Source organism: Acinetobacter sp. YQ_14 (assembly GCF_043102985.1).
Classification (GTDB): domain Bacteria; phylum Pseudomonadota; class Gammaproteobacteria; order Pseudomonadales; family Moraxellaceae; genus Acinetobacter; species Acinetobacter venetianus.
In genome coordinates this window covers 54,566-74,389 of the sequence record NZ_JBICJJ010000014.1, presented here as the reverse complement: position 1 = coordinate 74,389, position 19,824 = coordinate 54,566, and the positions used below count along the sequence as shown (strand labels likewise).

Sequence of the window (19,824 nt, the reverse complement as noted above, 5' to 3'; positions counted from 1 at the left end):
ACTATGCAGGCAATTCAGCAAACGCATTGGACAGATTTAACTGCTGAACAACAAGCGCAATTGAAAGCACTTTTATTAGAAGCTGATCCCAGTTGGGAGCACATCTCAACATATCTTTTTGATGCGAAGATTTTTGTCGTGTGTAATGCCGAAAATGAATGTATTGCGCAGCTATGTTTGCTCGAAAATCATGATCAAGCTGAGATTAAAAACTTAACAGTAGCGGATGCTTTTCAGGGGCAAGGAATTGCTAAGGCGCTCATTCAACATGCGATTGTATATGCGAAGCAACGATCAACAGCATCTATTATCGTTAAAACAGGCAATTCCAGCTTAGATCAGTTGGCACTCTATCAAAAATGTGGTTTCCGAATGTCGCATATTGAGGTCGATGTTTTTAAAGATTACCCAGAAGCAATCTATGAACATGGTATTCGTTGTTTAGATCAAGTATTACTGATGATCCAACTCAGTCAAGCTGAGTGATTCTATAAGGCAATTTTGATTATTTTTTAACTACAATAATGATATCGACAGGTCTAAAAACTGACATAAAAATAGGTTAATCTATAGCCAAACAATCAAATCCAAAACATAACAAAGGATACTCATATGACACGCGACTATGATCAATTCCCTGATAACGATAATGGCAATGTACTCTGGCAAATGGTTGAAGATGGCAATGACCTGAGCGAACCGCATGAAGTTGAGTTTTCGGTTGTCTTTGCAAAACAAGAACAAGCGGAAAAGTGTGCATTGCACTTATTACACCAAGAGCAAAAAATCTCCTTGTATCAAGAGGAGCTTCATTCCGATGGTTCTGATTTATGGGTGCTGAATATCCATGTCAACATGATCCTAGAATATGAAGATATTGAAGATCTAGAAGAATGGATGACCCGTATCGCTCAAGAGTTTGGCGGTGAATACGATGGCTGGGGTTGTATGAGCTATATCTATGATGAAGAAGATGAATAGCAGCAGCCTGAATGATTAAAAATATCAGTTCGCTCGTCATCATTTGGAGATTCTTGATTTAAGGATCTCCTCTAAGCTTTTATTTCAATAACAGGATCATTCGTCCTCAAGCGCTTTAAATCATTTATACACCCATATCGAGATATAAGCTTTCTTTCACCTCTTCCATCACCACATAACTATGTGATGAGGCCGAAGCAGGTAGTTTTTTTAATAAATCACCTAACAATCGGCGATAGGCGCTCATTTCTTTGAGTCTTGCTTTAACAAGATAGTCAAATTCACCCGAAATCAAATGGCATTCCAATACTTCTGGAATATCGACCAAATCTCGAGCCACTTGGTCAAATACATCACCAGATTTTGCGGAAAGTTTGATCTCAAGAAACACTAGTAGATTACGATCGACCAGTTCTGGGTTCAGACGAGCGTAATAGCCCATGATGATCCCTTCTCGTTCTAAGCGTTTAACACGTTCTGAACAAGGTGTGGTCGATAAGTTGACACGAGAAGCCAGTTCACTAATCGCGATCCGTCCTTCGCGTTGCAGAATATCTAAAATCAGGCGATCAATACGGTCTAATTTACGCATAGATTATTCCCTTTTATTTTAATTTTTGCATGACAAAAAATATGAATTACCTAGATTATAAGCATAAAAACAGTCAAATAAACTATTGATCCAAAAATATACTAGTTAAATAAACTAGTGTGTGCGTGAGGGATCTGTTATGCGCGTAATCGTTTTAGGAAGTGGTGTCATTGGTGTAGCAAGTGCTTACTACCTAGCGCAACAAGGTGCTCAAGTGACTGTACTTGACCGTCAATCTGGCCCTGCCAAAGAAACTAGCTTTGGTAATGCAGGACAAATCTCCCCAGGATATTCAACGCCGTGGGCTGCTCCCGGCATTCCATTTAAAGCTGTTAAATGGATGTTCCAACATCACGCACCGTTGGCAATTAATATTGATGGCAGTATGTGGCAGCTTCAGTGGATGGCACAGATGCTGAAAAACTGTAACCCACAAAGTTATGCGGTGAATAAAGAGCGCATGATGCGTGTGGCGGAATACAGTCGTGATTGTTTACGTGATTTAAGAGAACAAACAGGTATTAACTACGAAAATCGCGCTAAAGGAACGCTACAGATTTTCCGTAATGAAGCCCAACTTGAAGCTGTACAGCGAGACATTCAGGTACTCAAAGAGTGTGGCGTTGATTTTGATTTATTAAATGCACAACAACTCGGGTCAGTCGAGCCTGCATTGGCACATAACGATCATTTGGTGGGTGGCTTACACTTACCTAATGACGAAACAGGCGACTGCTTTCTGTTTACCAATGCGTTGGCAAAACTAGCGCAAGACCTAGGTGTTGAGTTCAAGTTTGATCAAAACGTTGAAAAACTGATCGTTGAAGGTGATGAGATCAAAGGCGTTATGGTCGATGGAGCCGTTTTAACCGCTGATCGTTTTGTCTTGGCATTTGGCAGTTACTCACGTGATTTCTTAAAACCGCTAGAGTTAAATCTGCCAGTTTATCCAGTCAAAGGTTATTCACTCACGATTCCAATTGTTGAGCCGAAATTTGCACCACAATCTACGGTACTCGATGAAACTTATAAGGTTGCGATTACACGTTTTGATCAGCGGATTCGTGTGGGTGGTATGGCTGAATTAAGTGGTTTTAATTTAGGTCTCAACCAAGATCGCCGTGCAACATTGGAAATGGTGACGCAAGATTTATTCCCAGGCGGTGACTTGAAACAAGCATCTTTCTGGACAGGTCTTCGTCCAATGACCCCTGACAGCACACCAATCATCGGAGCAACACAATATAAGAATCTATTCCTCAACACAGGACATGGAACTTTGGGTTGGACGATGGCATGCGGATCTGGAAAACTGATCAGTGACCTTGTGTTAAATCATCGTACCGACATCAGTACAGATGGTTTATCGATTCAGCGTTATTCACACGCGGCATAGTAACGAATTACAAGGAAGTTCATTATGCCTCGTCCAATTACCGCAGTTATTCATCAGCAAGCGTTAACTCAGAATCTAGCTGTTGTTCGGCAGTCCGTGCCGAACAGCAAGGTTTTTGCTGTGGTCAAAGCCAATGCCTATGGGCATGGAATTGAGCGTGTCTATTCATCATTTAAAAGTGCAGATGGTTTTGCCTTACTCGATATTGAAGAAGGCAAACGATTACGCGCTTTAGGATGGACAGGCCCAATTTTGCTGCTTGAGGGTATTTTTTCTCCTCAAGACTTGTTTGATTGTGCTCAATATCAGCTTAGTTTTACCATTCACAATGAGCAACAGATCGAATGGTTACAGCAGCACATTTATCCTGCCCAGTTTGATATTTTTCTCAAAATGAACAGTGGAATGAACCGTTTAGGCTTTAAACCACAGCAGTATCGTAAAGTTTGGCAACACCTAAATAGCCTCCCAAATGTGGGAAAAATCACCCATATGATGCATTTCTCTGATGCAGATGGTGAGCGGTTTGGGCATGTCGGCATTGATTATCAAATCAAAGAATTTGAAGCTGCAATTCAATATCTTCCGGGTGAAAGATCTGTCAGTAATAGTGCTGCGATCCTACGATACCAAGATCAACTTCAGTCCAACTATGTACGTGCAGGCATCATGCTGTACGGCAGCTCTCCTGACTTTCCCAAACATAGCATCCAAGATTGGGGACTTGCGCCGACCATGAGCTTACGCAGTGAGTTAATTGCGGTGCAGCATCTCAATCCGAAAGAAAGCGTGGGTTATGGTTCGAGCTTCGTCGCGGAAAGAGCGATGAAGATTGGCATTGTGGCATGTGGTTATGCCGATGGTTATCAGCGTATTTCACCGACTGGAACCCCTGTATTGGTCAATGGGATTCGGACGCGAACTCTTGGTCGTGTCAGCATGGATATGTTGGCAGTTGATTTGACGCCAGTTGAGGATGCTGAAGTCGGCAGTGAAGTGGTGCTTTGGGGTAAATCCCGCACAGGAACAATTTTATCCATTGATGATGTAGCAGCGGCTTCAGGCACAGTCGGTTATGAACTGATGTGTGGAGTCACTGCGCGTGTTTCATTTATAAATCAGCAATAAGGAAAGAACAGTGTCTCATTCAGATATCCAAAAGATAAATACCAATGAAGTGATGAGTGCCGTAACGGTATTTAACAAGGTGGTGTATTTATCTGGGCAAGTACCCAAAAATGCAGATCTTGATATCGAAGGTCAAACGCGCGAAGTGCTTGCGACCATTGATACGTTATTGGCATCGGCCAATACCGATAAATCTCGTTTATTGTCAGCACAACTGTTTATCAAAGATTTATCGGATTTCCAAACGGTGAATACGATATGGGTTGAATGGTTAAAAGGTTGTGTCGCACCCTCGCGCGCGACCATTCAAGCGGATTTAGTCAATCCGAAATGGTTAATCGAAATTGCAGTTGTTGCAGCACAAAAATAAGGCAATCAGCCTTATTTTTACTTAAAGAATATTAAAAAAGAAGAAAAGTAACGTATTTGCTATAGCTAAAACTAAGTCAGATACGTATTTTCTTGCAAACAGAATGGATTGGTTATTTTAAAAGACAGCTGGGAATAGCGCATAAATAAGCAGCCAATCCATTTAGGAAGTAGTAAAAGGAACTTTTGTTATGACGGTTATTCATAATCAGTCAGAAGGTGAACAAGCACCTCAAGACTTACAACGGAAATTATCCAATCGCCATTTGCAATTGATTGCTATCGGTGGCGCGATTGGTACAGGTCTCTTTATGGGATCTGGCAAAACCATCTCCCTCGCAGGCCCATCCATCTTGTTTATTTACATGATTATTGGCGGCATGTTTTTCTTTTTAATGCGCGCTCTCGGTGAGCTGTTACTGGCAAATTTACAGTACAAATCTTTCGTAGATATGGCGCATGATTTAATCGGGCCTTGGGCTGGCTATTATTTGGGTTGGACGTATTGGCTCGGTTGGGTACTGGTCGGTATTGCCGACTTGGCCGCAGTGATTAACTATCTCGGTTTTTGGCTACCAGATGGCACAACCTTTACCCCGATAGGGCAGGCGGCGATTAGTGCGGGCTGCGTATTGTTTGTATTGGCCCTCAATTTACTTACAGTCAAATTGTTTGGTGAAGTCGAATTTTGGTTTGCACTGATTAAAATCCTCGCGATTATTGGTTTGATTGCGATTGGTGGCTACATGATTTTCAGTCACTTTACCGCACCTCATGGCACAGTGGCATCACTCAGCAATATTTGGTCGCATGGCGGGATGTTCCCGAAAGGTGCTGAAGGCTTCTTGGCAGGTTTCCAGATCGCCGTATTTGCCTTTGTCGGGGTTGAGCTAATTGGAACAACCGCGGCGGAAACCAAAGACCCGCACAAGAACCTTCCAAAAGCGATCAATGCTATTCCAATTCGTATCATTTTATTCTATGTGCTTGCATTGCTTGTGGTAATGGCGGTTACACCGTGGAATAGCATCAGCCCAGATAAAAGCCCATTTGTAGAGTTGTTCATGAATGCAGGTATTGTGACGTCTGCAATCATCATGAACTTGGTGGTGCTTTCATCAGTAATGTCATCAATGAACAGCGGTGTGTTTTCTACCAGTCGTATGTTATTTGGCTTATCTAAAGATGGTCAGGCGCCGAATGCGTTTGGTCGGTTGTCTAAAAGTGCAGTTCCTGCCAATGGTTTGATTTTCTCATGTGTATTCATCATGGGTGGCGCAGTACTTCAATACTTTGTCCCAAATACGATGGAAGCATTTACCTTAGCCAGTTCTTTATGCGTGATTCTATTTATCAGTGTGTGGAGTCTAATTATGGTGTGCTATATCCGCTATCGTAAGTTACGCCCAGAATTACATGCACAATCAAATTTCAAAATGCCGGGCGGCGTGTTCATGTCTTATGTGGTGATTGCGTTCTTGCTATTTGCTTTGGTGATTTTGGCACTTGAGCCTGACACCTTAAAAGCATTGTATGTCAGTCCATTGTGGGTGGTCATTTTAGCGGTGACCTATCAATTATTATATAAGCCACGTATGCGCAAACTTCGTGGTGAACTAGCTTAACCAACTATTGCATATCTCCCATGAAAAGAGCTGACTACGAAAGATCAGCTCTTTTTCTATTTGCCATTTAGTATCTTAATCGACTAGTAAATGTTGATATTTATCAGCCTGTTTACGTAAGTAATCCCAAACCAGTTTGATCCGTGGCTCATGCTGTAAATCCACGAAAGTTAGCATCCAAAAGGTATGATTAAAACGGACTTGTTCAGCGAGTATATCATTCAGTTCGGTTTTATCATGTGCTAAAAACTTGGGCAAAATTGCCAATCCAGCACCTGCGCTGACCGCAATTTGCTGAGCCAAAATACTGCTGCTTCGGAAATTTGCTGTCAGTTTGAGAGGAAGGCGCTCTAAGCAATACAGTTCAGGACTATAGACCAGATCATCAATATAGTTGACGAAGCGATGTTGAGTTAAATCTTCTAAACGTCTAATTGGTGGGTTTTGTGCTAAATAATTTTTACTGCCATATATCTTTAGAGAATAGTCTGACAACCGCGTAATGATATATGGCCCAGATGTAGGACGGTCAATTGACACCACAATATCGGCTTCACGATGCGACAGCTTAATCATCTTGGGTACAGGGATAAGATCGATGGTGAGCAAAGGATAATGAATCGAAAACTCGGCAAGTAAACGTGCAAGAAATGCTGTACCAAAACCTTCAGGTGTGCCAATTCGCACACGGCCTTGCAAAGGTTGATGTGGTTTTTCGATTTGTAGAAAGGCCTGTTCCATCTGTTCAACTCGTGGAACAAGAGCTAATCCTTCCATCGTTAGTTCATAGCCAGAAGCTTCTCGCTTAAACAACGTCGTGCCTAAAGTCAGCTCCAAAGCCTGAATTCGTCGCGCTACAGTGCTGTGTTCAACACCGATCACCCGTGCTGCATTGGTCAAAGTCTTGGTTCTCGCCAAGACCAAAAAAAATTGTAGATGATCCCAATCCACTTTCATTTTTATTGTATTCCCTGTGCATATTTGCACATCAATCGTGCATGAATTTGCGTTGGTGGTCAAAGCATTCTTTGCTAGTCTCAAACAAACGTTAAAAAAAGAAAATACGACGAATCGCTATTTTCGACAATGTGAACACAATAAAAATAGGCCTATGGAGAGGTTATGAATACAATCCAGAAAATCGAGCTGGAAACAGCAAAGCTACTCATTAATGGACAATTTATCGAGTCTGAAACACAGCAATGGCAAGATATTGTCAATCCTGCAACTCAAGAAGTGATTGGTCGTGTGCCATTTGCTACGGTTCAGGAAGTTGATGCTGCTATTCAAGCTGCTCAAGATGCATTTGCGTCTTGGCGTCAAACGCCGATTCAAGCACGTATGCGTATTATGTTGAAGTTACAAGACCTGATCCGCACCAACATGAAAGAAATTGCACGCGTGCTGACCGCTGAACAAGGTAAAACTTTGGCGGATGCAGAAGGCGATATTCAACGTGGCCTAGAAGTGGTTGAGCATGCTTGCTCAGTCGGTACATTACAGATGGGCGAATATACCGAAGGTGTCGCTCGTGGTGTCGATACCTATACATTACAGCAACCTTTGGGTGTTTGTGCTGGGATTACCCCATTTAATTTTCCTGCCATGATTCCATTGTGGATGTTCCCAATGGCAATCGTTTGTGGCAATACTTTTGTCCTCAAACCATCTGAGCAAGATCCACTTTCGACCATGATGTTGGTCGAACTGGCGATTCAAGCAGGCATTCCAGCAGGTGTGCTCAATGTAGTACATGGTGGTAAGGAGGTCGTAGATCGCTTATGTACCAATCCGCTGATTAAAGCGATTTCTTTTGTTGGTTCAACCGCAGTTGGAACCCATGTGTATAACCTCGCAGGGCAGCATGGCAAACGTGTGCAGTCGATGATGGGTGCAAAAAACCATGTGGTGGTCATGCCTGATGCCAACAAAGAACAAACGCTCAATGCCTTAGTCGGTGCCGCTTTTGGTGCAGCAGGGCAACGTTGTATGGCGCTTTCAGTTGCCGTCATGGTGGGCGAAAGTCAGCAATGGGTACAAGAGTTGGTTGAAAAGGCCAAAACCTTAAAAGTAAATGCAGGTCATGAGCCAAATACAGATATTGGTCCTGTGATTTCAAAACGTGCCAAAGCCCGTGTAATGGATCTGATCAACAGTGGCGTTGAGCAAGGTGCTGAACTTCTGTTAGATGGTCGTGATGTTCAAGTGCTTGGTTATGAGTCGGGTAATTTTGTTGGCGCAACGATTTTTAATGGCGTGACAACTGACATGCGTATTTATAAAGAAGAAATCTTTGGGCCTGTGCTAGCGATTATTTCGGTCGATAGTTTGGACGAGGCGATTGCTTTGATCAATGCCAACCCATTTGGTAATGGTGTGGGTTTATTTACCCAAAGTGGCGCGACGGCACGTACTTTCCAAAACTTAATTGATATTGGTCAAGTGGGCATCAATATTCCAATTCCTGTGCCTGTTCCATTCTTTAGTTTTACAGGTTCGAGAGGCTCAAAACTGGGTGATTTAGGTCCGTATGGCAAGCAAGCGGTACAGTTCTATACGCAAACCAAAACCATTACCAGTCGTTGGTTTGAAGACAGTAATGATGTCGGCGGCGTAAATACCACCATTAGTTTACGTTAAGGGGAATCAGGGATGAATATCGCCTTTATCGGTTTAGGAAATATGGGTGGGCGAATGGCCCATAACCTGCTCAAAGCAGGGCTTACAGTTTATGGTTATGACCTGAGTGAAGTGGCCAATCAGCACTTTGCCGAAGCAGGTGGTGTGGTGTGCGACAGTCCACAAGCAGCCGCTAAACAAGCGGATGTGGTGATTACCATGCTACCTGCGGCAAAGCATGTCAAAGAGGTTTATCTCGGAGAAAATGGTGTGCTGGAAGCATTGAAAGCAGGTGTTTTATGTATCGACAGCAGCACGATTGATCCTAAAACCATTCAAGATATTGCTGAGATTGCACACAGTAAAAATATCAAGATTTGCGATGCTCCTGTTTCTGGCGGAACCATTGGTGCTCAGGCAGGTACGTTAACGTTCATGGTAGGTGCTGATGAGTCCACCTATCAGGCGGCTAAAGCAGTGCTTGGTCATATGGGTAAAAATGTCATCCACTGTGGCGATGTTGGCGCAGGGCAAATTGCCAAAATCTGCAATAACCTCATTCTCGGTATTTCCATGACTGCTGTGGCTGAGGGCATGGCACTCGGTGTGAAACTTGGCATTGATCCAAAAGCATTGGCTGGTGTAATCAATACATCAAGTGGGCGCTGTTGGAGTTCAGATGTGTGTAATCCGTGGCCGCATATTAGCGAAAATGCTCCAGCTTCTCGTGGCTATCAAGACGGTTTCGCGACACAACTGATGCTGAAAGATTTAGGTCTTGCTGTTGAAGCTGCAGGTCAGGTCAAACAGCCTATTCTATTAGGCGGTATGGTGCAGCAGCTCTATCAACAAATGTGTATGCGTGGAAATGCACATTTAGATTTTTCGAGCATTATTCACCAATATTTGCCTGAAGAAGCTTAAACAATACAAAGCCATAGGATGGCTTTTCAATCAATAAATGAAACTCTGTCGTAAATAACAACAAATCCAGACTGAGGGAATAGAGATGCTCAATTATAAAGATGTGGCGCAAACTTTTGATTTTGAAAGTAAGGCTCAAAAAATGTTGTCAGGTTCGTTAGATGCACTCAATGCGTGTTTTGAGTGTTGCGACCGACATGTAGATGGTGAAAAAGTGGCGTTGTATTGGCAAGGCAAAGATGGGCGTAAGGCGCAGTATACCTTTCGTCAATTGCAACAATGGTCGAGCCAATTTGCTAACTTTTTAAAATCTCAAGGCGTGCAGGCAGGCGATCGCATTTCGGGATTATTGCCAAGAACCCCTGAATTATTGGTCACAATCTTCGCCGCGTGGCGAATTGGTGCCGTATATCAACCTCTATTTACGGCATTTGGCCCGAAAGCGATCGAACATCGTATTCAGCTTGCACAAAGTAAATTGGTGGTGACGGATGTGGTCAATCGCAGCAAGCTTGATGAGGTTGAACATTGCCCAGCGATTGTGACGGTTGCTGATGCTGAAGGTGCAGCACTTAATCCAAGTGATTTTAACTTTTGGCATGTATTAAATCAGCAGTCTGATCAATGTGAATTGGTCATGCGTAATATTCAAGATCCCTTTTTATTGATGTTTACCTCTGGGACAACAGGGCCAGCCAAACCACTGGAAGTGCCTTTGAAAGCCTTACTTGCTTTTGGTCGATACATGCAAGATGCGATTGGTTTAACTGAAGACGATGCGTTTTGGAATATTGCTGATCCGGGTTGGGCTTATGGTTTGTATTACGCTATTACTGGGCCGTTATTCTTAGGGCATGCGACTTTGTTCTACGAAGGTGGCTTTAGCACCGATAGTCTGTGTCAAATCGTGAAGGATTATCAGATTACTAATTTGGCAGGAGCACCAACGGCTTACCGTATGATGATGGCTGCTGATCCCGCACAAATGGCAGCATTAAAAGGACAATTTCGTGTCGTCAGTAGTGCAGGAGAACCGCTCAACCCTGAAGTGATCCGTTGGTTTAGACAGGTACTTGATGCACCGATTTATGACCATTACGGACAAACTGAGGTGGGCATGGTGGTGTGTAACCATCATGGTTTACACCATGAAATCCGTGAGGGTGCGGCAGGATTCCCTAGTCCGGGCTATCGAATTGCAGTTGTCAATGAACAGGGTGAGGAACTCCCGCCTGATACTGCTGGGATTTTAGCAGTGGATATCAGCCAATCGCCGATGATGTGGTTTGGTGGCTATAAAGAAAGTCGCAAATCACCTTTTGTTGGTCATTATTACTTAACAGGTGATACCGCTGAACTACACAGTGATGGCAGCATGAGTTTCGTTGGGCGTAGTGATGATGTGATTACTACATCAGGTTATCGAATTGGCCCATTCGATGTTGAGAGTGCGTTGTTGGAACACGATGCCGTTATCGAGGCTGCTGTAATCGGCGTGCCTGATCCAGATCGTACCGAGTTGGTGAAAGCCTTTGTGATTTTGGCTACAGGGGTGCAGTCTACCGCTACACTTGCTGAGGAACTCAGTCAGTTTGTGAAAAAACGTCTTTCTGCACATGCATATCCGCGTCTGGTTGAGTTCGTAACGGAATTACCCAAAACACCAAGTGGCAAGATTCAACGTTTTTTATTGCGGAATCAGGAAATTGCTAAGCAACAAGCAAAAGCAGGATAAAGGAAGTAACGATGCAATTTACTGAAGAACAATTGTTAATTCGTGATATGGCGAAAAGCTTCGCTCAAGAACAAATTAAACCAAATGCCAGCGATTGGGATCGTGATGGCACTTTTCCCAAAGCAGCACTAGCGCAAATGGGGCAGCTTGGTTTTATGGGCATGCTTGTTCCAGAGCAATGGGGTGGGTCAGACACAGGCAATTTGGCCTATGTGTTGGCACTGGAAGAAGTGGCTGCGGCTGATGGTGCAACGTCGACCATTATGAGTGTGCATAACTCGGTGGGCTGTGTACCGATTTTAAAGTTTGGTAATGACGAGCAAAAAGAACGCTTTTTAAAGCCCTTAGCCCAAGGCGAAATGATCGGCGCATTTGCTTTAACCGAACCACACACAGGTTCGGATGCTGCAGCCATCAAAACTCGCGCAGTTAAAGATGGTGATGATTATATTCTGAATGGCGCAAAGCAGTTTATTACCTCGGGTCATAATGCAGGGGTGATTATCGTCTTTGCCGTGACTGACCCAAGCGCAGGTAAAAAAGGCATTAGTGCCTTTTTAGTCCCGCGTGATACAACAGGGTATGAGGTCATTCGTGTCGAAGAAAAATTAGGTTTACATGCTTCAGATACTTGTCAGATTGCATTGACCGATGTACGTGTGCATAAAAGTTTGATGTTAGGTAAAGAGGGTGAGGGGCTGAAAATTGCACTTGCCAATTTAGAAGGCGGTCGTATCGGAATTGCAGCACAAGCAGTGGGTTTGGCACGTGCAGCTTTAGAAGAAGCAACACACTATGCCAAAGAACGTCTGACATTTGGTAAACCAATTTTCGAGCATCAAGCGATTGCCTTCCGTCTTGCCAGTATGGCAACAGAGATCGAAGCTGCACGACAACTAGCTCATTATGCTGCACGTCTCAAAGAAGCGGGTCAGCCTTGTTTGAATGAAGCATCAATGGCCAAATTATTTGCTTCTGAGATGTCAGAGCGTGTCTGCTCAAGTGCCTTACAGGTTTTTGGTGGTTATGGCTATCTGAAAGATTTTCCAATCGAGCGAATTTATCGTGATGCACGAATTTGTCAGATTTATGAAGGTACTAGCGATATTCAACGTTTAGTGATCGCACGTAGTCTATAAAACTCAAACAAGGATTGAATGATGCAGTGGCAAACTATTTTATTGGAAAAGCGTAATGGTGTTGGGTTAATTACCCTCAATCGTCCTAAAGCCTTAAATGCGCTAAACAGTGAATTGATCAGTGAAGTGAATCAAGCCCTCGACCAACTGGAAAGAGAGGCTGAGATTGGCTGTATGGTGTTGGCTGGTTCTGAAAAAGCTTTTGCAGCGGGGGCGGATATTAAGGAAATGGCCGAGCTGAATTTTCCTGATATTTATTTTGATGATTTTTTTCATCTTGCAGATCGAATTGCTCAACGTCGTAAACCTCTGATTGCCGCAGTAAGTGGTTATGCTTTGGGCGGTGGCTGCGAATTGGCATTGATGTGTGACTTTATCTATTGTGCTGAGAATGCCAAATTTGGGTTGCCTGAAGTCACTTTGGGCGTGATTCCTGGGATCGGTGGTACGCAACGTTTAACTCATGCGATTGGTAAAGCCAAAGCCATGGAAATGTGTTTGACTGCACGTCAAATGGGTGCTGTGGAAGCAGAGTTAAGTGGTCTGGTTGCGCGTGTATTCAATAAAGAAGATTTACTCGAACAAACGCTAAAAGCTGCTGAACAAATTGCGACACGCTCACTCACTGCCAACATGATGCTAAAAGAAACTATTAATCGAGCGTTTGAAGTGAATTTGACCGAGGGCTTACGTTTTGAACGACGCATGTTCCATTCTATTTTTGCGACTGCGGATCAAAAAGAAGGTATGCAAGCGTTTGTAGAAAAGCGACAGGCAAACTTTAAAAACCAATAAAGAGAACGATAAAAATGAATGCAGAACATTTAATCATTGAGCAGCAAGGTGCTCTTGGCATCATCAGCTTAGATCGGGTAACACATTTGAATGCGTTATCTTTAGAAATGATCGAAGGGATTCGTACACAACTCGAACTTTGGCGAAATGCTGCTGCTATTCAAGCTGTTTTGATCAAGTCGAATAGTCCAAAAGCTTTCTGTGCAGGTGGAGATATTCGTTATCTCTATGATAGCTATAAAAAAGGCACGGCAGATCACCAAGCTTATTTTAGTGCCGAATATCAAATGCTGACCACAATCCGCGAATATGAAAAGCCAGTGGTGGTTTTGCTGGATGGTTATGTCTTGGGTGGTGGTTTTGGCTTGGCACAAGCCTGCCACATTATTGTGAGTAGCGAAAAGTCCCGTTTTGCGATGCCTGAAACAGCAATTGGTTTTTTCCCCGATGTGGGAGCGACCCATTTTCTATCTCGATTAGATGATATTGGCGTTTACATGGCGATCACGGGCGAGCAAATCAGTAGTAGCGATGCGCTCTATTTAGACCTGATCGACTACCATGTACCAAGTGAAAAACTTCAAGCTTTACAAGATGCACTGATCGCTGAAAAAAATCTTAATCAACAAAATATCGAACATATTGTCAGTTGCTTTATTACACGCCCTGCTGAGAGTGAGCTAAAACAGTTGTCGGATGCCATTCGTCAACATTTTGGTTTCCAGCATTTGGATGAAATTGAGCAAAGTCTGGCGAATGAACAAGATGAAAAATTGCAGCCGTGGGCAAGCAAAATGCTTAATCTCCTACAACAACGCTCATTTATCGCTAAACAGACCAGTTTAAAGCTACAACATCTCGGACGCGGATTGTCATTGCAGCAATGCATGCAACTTGAACGTGATTTGCAGGATATTTGGTTCGAACATGGCGATTTCATTGAGGGGGTACGTGCATTGATTGTTGATAAAGACAAACAGCCACAATGGAAAAAACAGAATCTTGAACTTGAGCAAATTTTAGAAAAATTGAGCTAATCACTCACCCATTCAATTGATCTTAAAGGAGAGGTAAAGACATGCAATTCGCTTATGGTTCAATAGGACCATAAGGATAAAAATTCAGAATAAAAATTTCCAAGAAAGGAAAATGAAGATGCAAACATTACATGGAAACGGTTCAAATTCTAAAAAGTCATCCCATCGATTGGCGGGTATCTCCAGTATGGTCGGGACTACGATTGAGTGGTATGACTTTTTTATCTATGGTGCGGCAGCAGCACTGATTTTTAATAAATTATTCTTCCCAAATCTTGATCCTCTGACAGGTGTTCTTGCCGCATTTGGCACCTATGCTGTGGGTTTTATTGGACGGCCTCTTGGTGGTTTGGTATTTGGTCATTTTGGTGACAAAATCGGTCGTAAATCCATGTTGTTATTAACATTAATGTTGATGGGGATTCCGACGGTACTGATTGGACTGTTACCGACTTATGAGTCTATTGGATATTGGGCGGCGATTTGCTTAGTCGTCTTACGATTTATTCAAGGTATGGCGATGGGTGGTGAATGGGGCGGTGCAGTACTCATGGCCGTTGAACATGCACCCGAAGGTGGTAAAGGTTTCTGGGGCAGTTTACCTCAAGCCAGTACAGGTGGCGGCTTATTACTCGCATCAGTTGCACTTGGATTAGTCTCATTATTACCCGAACAAGCATTATTCAGTTGGGGTTGGCGTATTCCTTTCCTTGCAAGTATTGTCTTGCTGGCAGTGGGTTGGTATATCCGTGTTAAAGTGCCAGAGTCACCTGATTTTGAAAAAGTAAAACTGCAGGCGGAAGAGGTTAAAATTCCTGCTTTACAAGTATTTAAACAACATCCGAAGCAATTGATTTCTATTATTCTAGCGCGTGCCGCTGAAAATGCTTGGTTTTATCTTGCTTCAACCTTTACATTGGCGTACACCACGACTCAGCTTGGTGTTCCACGACAAGACATTTTATTCGCAACGATGTGTGGTGCTGTGGTGATTTTATTTATGACGCCGTTATGTGGACATTTGTCAGATAAAGTCGGTCAACGCAATATGTTCATGTTTGGGCTATGCGTGTTGGCACTCTATAGCTATCCATTCTTTAGTATGCTCAATACCAAAGACCCCGTCTTGGTTTGGACGGCAATTGTCTTGGCAATCGGTGTGGTTTTCCCGATTATGTATGCACCCCAAGCACAGTTGTTCGCGCGTCAGTTCCCTGCGGAAATTCGCTATAGCGGAATCTCGATTTCGGTACAGTTAGCGGGAGTTCTTGGCGGTGGGATTGCACCATTGATCGCTACAAAATTATTGAGCATAGGTGGAGGAAATCCTTATCTCATTATGCTGTATATCGGATCAATGGCTATTGTTGCGATCATTGCGACAAGTTTTATGCCGAGGGATAAGCACTATTCTAGCCAACATGCTCATTCGGTAGAAAAAAGATTGGATATGGATGCAAAGATGACTGAACATTCCTAAGTGAATGTATCATATAGAAAAAGGCCCTAATCTTTCGACTAGGGCCTTTGAATTTGGAGCGGGAAACGAGACTCGAACTCGCGACCCCAACCTTGGCAAGGTTATGCTCTACCAACTGAGCTATTCCCGCATATTGAGCAGTTTTTACTAAAACTTACACTTAAAAAACCAATCTGGAGCGGGAAACGAGACTCGAACTCGCGACCCCAACCTTGGCAAGGTTATGCTCTACCAACTGAGCTATTCCCGCGTGCCAGCTATAATACATTAAGCAAAACAAGGGTCAACAACTTTATGCAAAGAAAATGTTTAATTGCATAAAATAAAAGCATTTCTTCATAATAATGCTGAAAAAGTCGAGAATTTCCCCAAAAAATTCAATGCTCATGGTCATTTAGCCACTGCTGAAGCCATGTGAAATGCCAACAGACCGAGCTGTTTCTGTCATGTATAATGATTGCCTATCTCAATCTGACCTTACAGAGTGACTGATGAACTTAGAACAACAGTTAATTGAACGCTTACAAACATTAGCACCTAGCCATCTTGAAGTAATCAATGAGTCTGCTGGGCATGGTGGATATTTCCCGGGGAAAGAATCACATTTTAAAGTGATTGTAGTAAGTGAAGAATTTCAAGGTCTGCGCTTAGTACAACGTCATCAAAAAATTTATGCAGTTGCTGCCGAACTCATGAGTCCAGGTCGTATCCACGCATTAGCAATTCACGCTTATGTTCCAAGCGAGTGGCAAGGTCAAGCACCTTCAAGTCCTGAATGCGCACACGCACCCAAGGCATAAGGATTGATTATGGATGCTCATTTAATTACCAAGATTGTGCATATGTCTGCGGTGAGTTTATTGATTCTTGTGTTTGTTGCTCGAGCGGCGACGCTGTTTATTGGCGTACAGGGTCAACAACCCAATATTAACTCGCGTAAAAGCTTAGTCGGTTTACAACATTTGTCTCTGACTCTGATTATTGTTACGGGTGCGGTTTTACTGTTTATGAAGAACTTTGTAGTTGAACCATGGTTCTATGCCAAAGTCATTTTATTCTTTGTCCTATGGTCATCTATGAGCAAAACTTACAAGCAAGATAGCAATGTTTTGTTGGTACAACGCCGTGCTGGATTATTGATCAGCACAGTGGCTTTGATAGGTATCCTTGGCTTAGTGATGATTAAACCTGTTTTTGCGTAATTGTTTGACATTGTTTTAGTAATTGTTTGGGCACTAGGTTAAACTGCATGCAGTTTACAAAAAAATCTTGTAGAGGGAAGTCATGTTAACGCGTGTGGTATTTAACCAAAAAGGTGGTGTAGGGAAATCAAGTATTACGATTAATTTAGCAGCTATTAGTGCTAAACAAGGTTTTAGAACCTTAGTGATCGATCTTGATCCACAAGCAAACTCTAGCCAATACCTTTTGGGTGAAGATGCGACATACTCTGCGGATAAAGCGGCATTAGAGCCAAATATTGAAAATTTCTTTGAAGATGTGCTTGGTGCAACGCAACAAAAGGGCTTGATTGGCAATGCGATTGGTTCGATTTTAAAAGCACCGCGTGGTAAAGGCTTAGATAGCTATGTGCACCGCACCTCTTTTGAAAACTTGGATGTGATTCCAGCAAGCCCAAGCTTAGGCGCGCTCGAGCACGCTTTAGAAAGTAAGCATAAGATTTATAAATTACGTGATTCGATTCAATCGCTCAGTGCTCGTTATGATCGTATCTATATTGATACACCGCCAGCCTTTAATTTCTTCACTTTATCGGCATTAATTGCGGCTGACCGTGTCTTGATTCCATTTGATTGTGACGTGTTCTCGAAACGTGCGTTACAAACTTTGATTGAAAATGTTATCGAAACCCAAGATGATCATAATGATCGCTTGGAGATTGAGGGTATTGTCGTTAATCAGTACCAGTCTCAAGCAAAATTACCTCGTGAAGTGGTTCAACAGTTGAAAGATGATGGCTTACCTGTATTAGAGGGAAGGTTACCGCCGTCTGTGTTAATGAAAGAATCACATCAAAAGAATTTACCCTTGATTCACTTAGCATCTGAACATAAGTTGACCCTTGCTTATGTCACTTTGTTCAATGAGATTGAATCAAAGAAATAAGAGAATCTTATGAAACGCTTATATTGGATGCCTGTGTTGGCAGCTACGATGTTATTAGGTGCATGTGCATCAACGGTTAAACCGACTTATGTTTCTCCAACACAGTATCAAGCGCTGAATTGCCAACAGCTACAAGCTGAGTACAACCGTATTCAGCTTTACATCGACAATGGTGTACAAACACCAAAACGCACAGGTGTCGGTGTAGGAGTCGGACTGGGCGGTGGCTGGGGCAGTCGTAGTGGTTGGGGCTTTGGGCCATCTATTTCAGTGAATATGGGGCAATCAATGAATACCAAAAACACTGAACTCTCGAAAGTTTTAGGTCAACAAGATGCCATTGTGCAGGCTGCACAGTTCAAAGGTTGTCCAATTATCGTCAAACCGCGTCCAAAATCATAACAAAAACAGGTTTATCACTCGTGATCTTACGAGTGATAAATAACAAAATTTTAGCAAAATGTTTCAAGTTAAGTATAATAATAACAATGACTTATTGATTTTTTACCTCTAATTTTTCTGCTTTTTATCGTTCATTTTTCCGCTAAAACTTGTTTGTTTGAACCAAATTCGTATAAGGTTGCGACCAAGTGTGGTCATTTGGTATCTGTATGATTGAGAGTTGGTTTTTTGTTTTGGCGATGATAGCGGTATTACTCATTCCCGGACCTACGAATGCGTTATTGGCCAGTTCAACACATCAACACGGCTTTGTTAAAACTATGTCTTTCATTCCTGTGGAGTGGCTAGGTTATACCTATGGTATTGGTTTATGGGCACTCTTTATTCATTTATTTGATCCGATTTGGCCTGCTTTACATCTCATTTTGCATGTATGTAGCGTGATCTATGTATTGTGGCTCGCTTTTCATTTATGGAAAAGTTCACATCTACAGAAGCATTATCAAAATCATCAGCAAATCAAAACGTATCAATTATTCTTATCGACCCTCAAGAACCCAAAGACACTGTTATTGGCAGCAGGGATATTTCCCGATGAAACATGGAACTCTGTTGAAAATACAGCATGGGTACTAGGTGTATTTACCCTTGTATTAATTCCAGTTTCTTTATTTTGGATGATGTTCGGAAGGGCATTATTGACAGGAAGTTTGATTGGAATCAAAGCCGACCACTTATATAAAGGATCGGCAATGTTATTAATCGTTTGTATGCTACCAATGGTGTTCCGTTTTTTCTAAATTAAGCTTTGTGGCTTTTACGGCTATTGAGTTTTTGACGGATAAAACCAATCACACCCGGTAATACACTAATAATGATGATACCGAAAATTAAATGAGTGAAATTATCTTTTACGATTGGCATATTACCGAATAAATAACCAAGCGTAATAAAAGAAGCAATCCAGCAGAATGCACCAATCACATTATAAGTCAGGAAAAACTTATAATTCATACTGCCTGCGCCCGCAACAAATGGCGCAAAGGTTCGTGCAAACGGCACAAAACGAGCAAAAATAATGGTTTTACCACCATGACGTTGAAAGAATTCTTGTGTTTTTAACAAATGTTGCTTATTGATTAAGCGAGAGTTCGTTTCAAATACGCGCGGGCCAACATATTTACCGATATGGTAGTTGAGTGTGTCACCCAATACCGCAGCGATAAATAATAAAACACCAAGTAACCATGGATCCATTGCACCCGTAGAGGCAGCAAGCGCACCAGCGGCAAACAGTAAGCTGTCACCCGGTAAGAATGGCATAACCACTAAACCAGTTTCGACAAAGATAATTAAAAATAGAATGGCATAAATCCAAACGCCATAATTGGTAATAAATTCTAAAAGATGTTCGTCAACGTGCAGAATAAAATCAATGAGTTCCATGAAGGTGTGAGCAGTATAAATTTGAACTA

General features: G+C 42.5%; 21 protein-coding genes and 2 tRNA genes. 18 read left to right on the top strand and 5 right to left on the bottom strand.

What is annotated here, in order from left to right:
- Positions 1–3 precede the first annotated feature (3 nt).
- Complete coding sequence (locus ACF8D3_RS07555) at positions 4–486, top strand: GNAT family N-acetyltransferase (protein WP_392470960.1); 483 nt, start codon at positions 4–6, stop codon at positions 484–486.
- A gap of 126 nt (positions 487–612) precedes the next feature.
- Complete coding sequence (locus tag ACF8D3_RS07550; protein WP_004882076.1) at positions 613–981, top strand: ribonuclease E inhibitor RraB; 369 nt, start codon at positions 613–615, stop codon at positions 979–981.
- 124 nt (positions 982–1,105) lie between these two features.
- On the opposite strand, the gene ACF8D3_RS07545 is transcribed toward ACF8D3_RS07550, so the two are convergent.
- Positions 1,106–1,573, bottom strand: a complete 468-nt coding sequence (locus tag ACF8D3_RS07545; RefSeq protein ID WP_007478297.1) for an Lrp/AsnC ligand binding domain-containing protein — start codon at positions 1,571–1,573, stop codon at positions 1,106–1,108.
- 139 nt (positions 1,574–1,712) lie between these two features.
- Here ACF8D3_RS07545 and ACF8D3_RS07540 point away from each other — a divergent pair, with 139 nt between their 5' ends.
- The 4 genes from ACF8D3_RS07540 to ACF8D3_RS07525 all read left to right on the top strand — a co-directional run bounded on the left by ACF8D3_RS07540 (position 1,713) and on the right by ACF8D3_RS07525 (position 6,091).
- Positions 1,713–2,969, top strand: a complete 1,257-nt coding sequence (locus ACF8D3_RS07540) for a D-amino acid dehydrogenase (RefSeq protein WP_004882071.1) — start codon at positions 1,713–1,715, stop codon at positions 2,967–2,969.
- A 24-nt stretch (positions 2,970–2,993) separates the two neighbouring features.
- Entirely contained in the window at positions 2,994–4,097 is a 1,104-nt protein-coding gene (gene alr / locus ACF8D3_RS07535) for an alanine racemase (RefSeq protein ID WP_130133904.1), read from the top strand.
- Between the two features lie 10 nt (positions 4,098–4,107).
- Entirely contained in the window at positions 4,108–4,467 is a 360-nt protein-coding gene (locus ACF8D3_RS07530; RefSeq protein WP_061517514.1) for a RidA family protein, read from the top strand.
- Between the two features lie 190 nt (positions 4,468–4,657).
- The gene (locus ACF8D3_RS07525; RefSeq protein ID WP_004882066.1) at positions 4,658–6,091 is read left to right on the top strand and encodes an amino acid permease; all 1,434 of its coding nucleotides are present in this window, start codon (positions 4,658–4,660) and stop codon (positions 6,089–6,091) included.
- A gap of 75 nt (positions 6,092–6,166) precedes the next feature.
- Here ACF8D3_RS07525 and ACF8D3_RS07520 read toward each other — a convergent pair whose 3' ends face one another.
- A complete protein-coding gene (locus ACF8D3_RS07520; protein WP_392470947.1) occupies positions 6,167–7,048 on the bottom strand; it encodes a LysR family transcriptional regulator in 882 nt (293 codons plus the stop codon).
- A 165-nt stretch (positions 7,049–7,213) separates the two neighbouring features.
- Between ACF8D3_RS07520 and ACF8D3_RS07515 the strand changes: the two genes are divergently transcribed.
- The 7 genes from ACF8D3_RS07515 to ACF8D3_RS07485 all read left to right on the top strand — a co-directional run bounded on the left by ACF8D3_RS07515 (position 7,214) and on the right by ACF8D3_RS07485 (position 15,820).
- Positions 7,214–8,731 (top strand): CoA-acylating methylmalonate-semialdehyde dehydrogenase, encoded by a 1,518-nt coding sequence (locus ACF8D3_RS07515; protein WP_392470945.1) that lies wholly within the window; start codon positions 7,214–7,216, stop codon positions 8,729–8,731.
- 12 nt (positions 8,732–8,743) lie between these two features.
- Entirely contained in the window at positions 8,744–9,634 is an 891-nt protein-coding gene (gene mmsB / locus ACF8D3_RS07510) for a 3-hydroxyisobutyrate dehydrogenase (RefSeq protein WP_392470943.1), read from the top strand.
- An 85-nt stretch (positions 9,635–9,719) separates the two neighbouring features.
- On the top strand, positions 9,720–11,369 hold the full coding sequence (locus tag ACF8D3_RS07505) for an AMP-binding protein (protein WP_392470941.1): 1,650 nt from the start codon (positions 9,720–9,722) through the stop codon (positions 11,367–11,369).
- An 11-nt stretch (positions 11,370–11,380) separates the two neighbouring features.
- Entirely contained in the window at positions 11,381–12,508 is a 1,128-nt protein-coding gene (locus ACF8D3_RS07500; RefSeq protein ID WP_392470940.1) for an acyl-CoA dehydrogenase family protein, read from the top strand.
- 21 nt (positions 12,509–12,529) lie between these two features.
- Positions 12,530–13,303, top strand: coding sequence for an enoyl-CoA hydratase (locus ACF8D3_RS07495; RefSeq protein WP_392470938.1), 774 nt, complete (start codon positions 12,530–12,532; stop codon positions 13,301–13,303).
- A 14-nt stretch (positions 13,304–13,317) separates the two neighbouring features.
- Positions 13,318–14,340: an enoyl-CoA hydratase/isomerase family protein gene (locus tag ACF8D3_RS07490; protein WP_392470937.1), complete on the top strand. Its 1,023-nt coding sequence runs from the start codon at positions 13,318–13,320 to the stop codon at positions 14,338–14,340.
- Positions 14,341–14,458: 118 nt separating this feature from the next.
- A complete protein-coding gene (locus ACF8D3_RS07485; RefSeq protein WP_392470936.1) occupies positions 14,459–15,820 on the top strand; it encodes an MFS transporter in 1,362 nt (453 codons plus the stop codon).
- A gap of 54 nt (positions 15,821–15,874) precedes the next feature.
- Here ACF8D3_RS07485 and ACF8D3_RS07480 read toward each other — a convergent pair.
- A tRNA-Gly gene (locus ACF8D3_RS07480) sits at positions 15,875–15,950 on the bottom strand.
- Positions 15,951–15,994: 44 nt separating this feature from the next.
- Positions 15,995–16,070, bottom strand: a tRNA-Gly gene (locus ACF8D3_RS07475).
- A gap of 241 nt (positions 16,071–16,311) precedes the next feature.
- Here ACF8D3_RS07475 and ACF8D3_RS07470 point away from each other — a divergent pair.
- The 5 genes from ACF8D3_RS07470 (at position 16,312) to ACF8D3_RS07450 (ending at position 19,149) form a co-directional block, all read left to right on the top strand.
- Positions 16,312–16,620, top strand: a complete 309-nt coding sequence (locus ACF8D3_RS07470) for a BolA family transcriptional regulator (protein WP_019385290.1) — start codon at positions 16,312–16,314, stop codon at positions 16,618–16,620.
- Between the two features lie 9 nt (positions 16,621–16,629).
- Positions 16,630–17,022 carry a SirB2 family protein gene (locus ACF8D3_RS07465; protein WP_004882049.1) on the top strand — a complete coding sequence of 131 codons (393 nt, stop codon included), beginning with the start codon at positions 16,630–16,632 and terminating at the stop codon, positions 17,020–17,022.
- A gap of 82 nt (positions 17,023–17,104) precedes the next feature.
- Positions 17,105–17,947 carry a ParA family protein gene (locus ACF8D3_RS07460; protein ID WP_392470935.1) on the top strand — a complete coding sequence of 281 codons (843 nt, stop codon included), beginning with the start codon at positions 17,105–17,107 and terminating at the stop codon, positions 17,945–17,947.
- A gap of 9 nt (positions 17,948–17,956) precedes the next feature.
- A complete protein-coding gene (locus ACF8D3_RS07455; protein WP_019385289.1) occupies positions 17,957–18,349 on the top strand; it encodes a hypothetical protein in 393 nt (130 codons plus the stop codon).
- 209 nt (positions 18,350–18,558) lie between these two features.
- Positions 18,559–19,149: a LysE family translocator gene (locus tag ACF8D3_RS07450; RefSeq protein ID WP_017196902.1), complete on the top strand. Its 591-nt coding sequence runs from the start codon at positions 18,559–18,561 to the stop codon at positions 19,147–19,149.
- 1 nt (position 19,150) lies between these two features.
- Here the strand turns inward: ACF8D3_RS07450 and ACF8D3_RS07445 are convergent, their stop codons facing one another.
- Entirely contained in the window at positions 19,151–19,795 is a 645-nt protein-coding gene (locus ACF8D3_RS07445) for a DedA family protein (RefSeq protein WP_007478325.1), read from the bottom strand.
- Between the last annotated feature and the right edge of the window lie 29 nt (positions 19,796–19,824).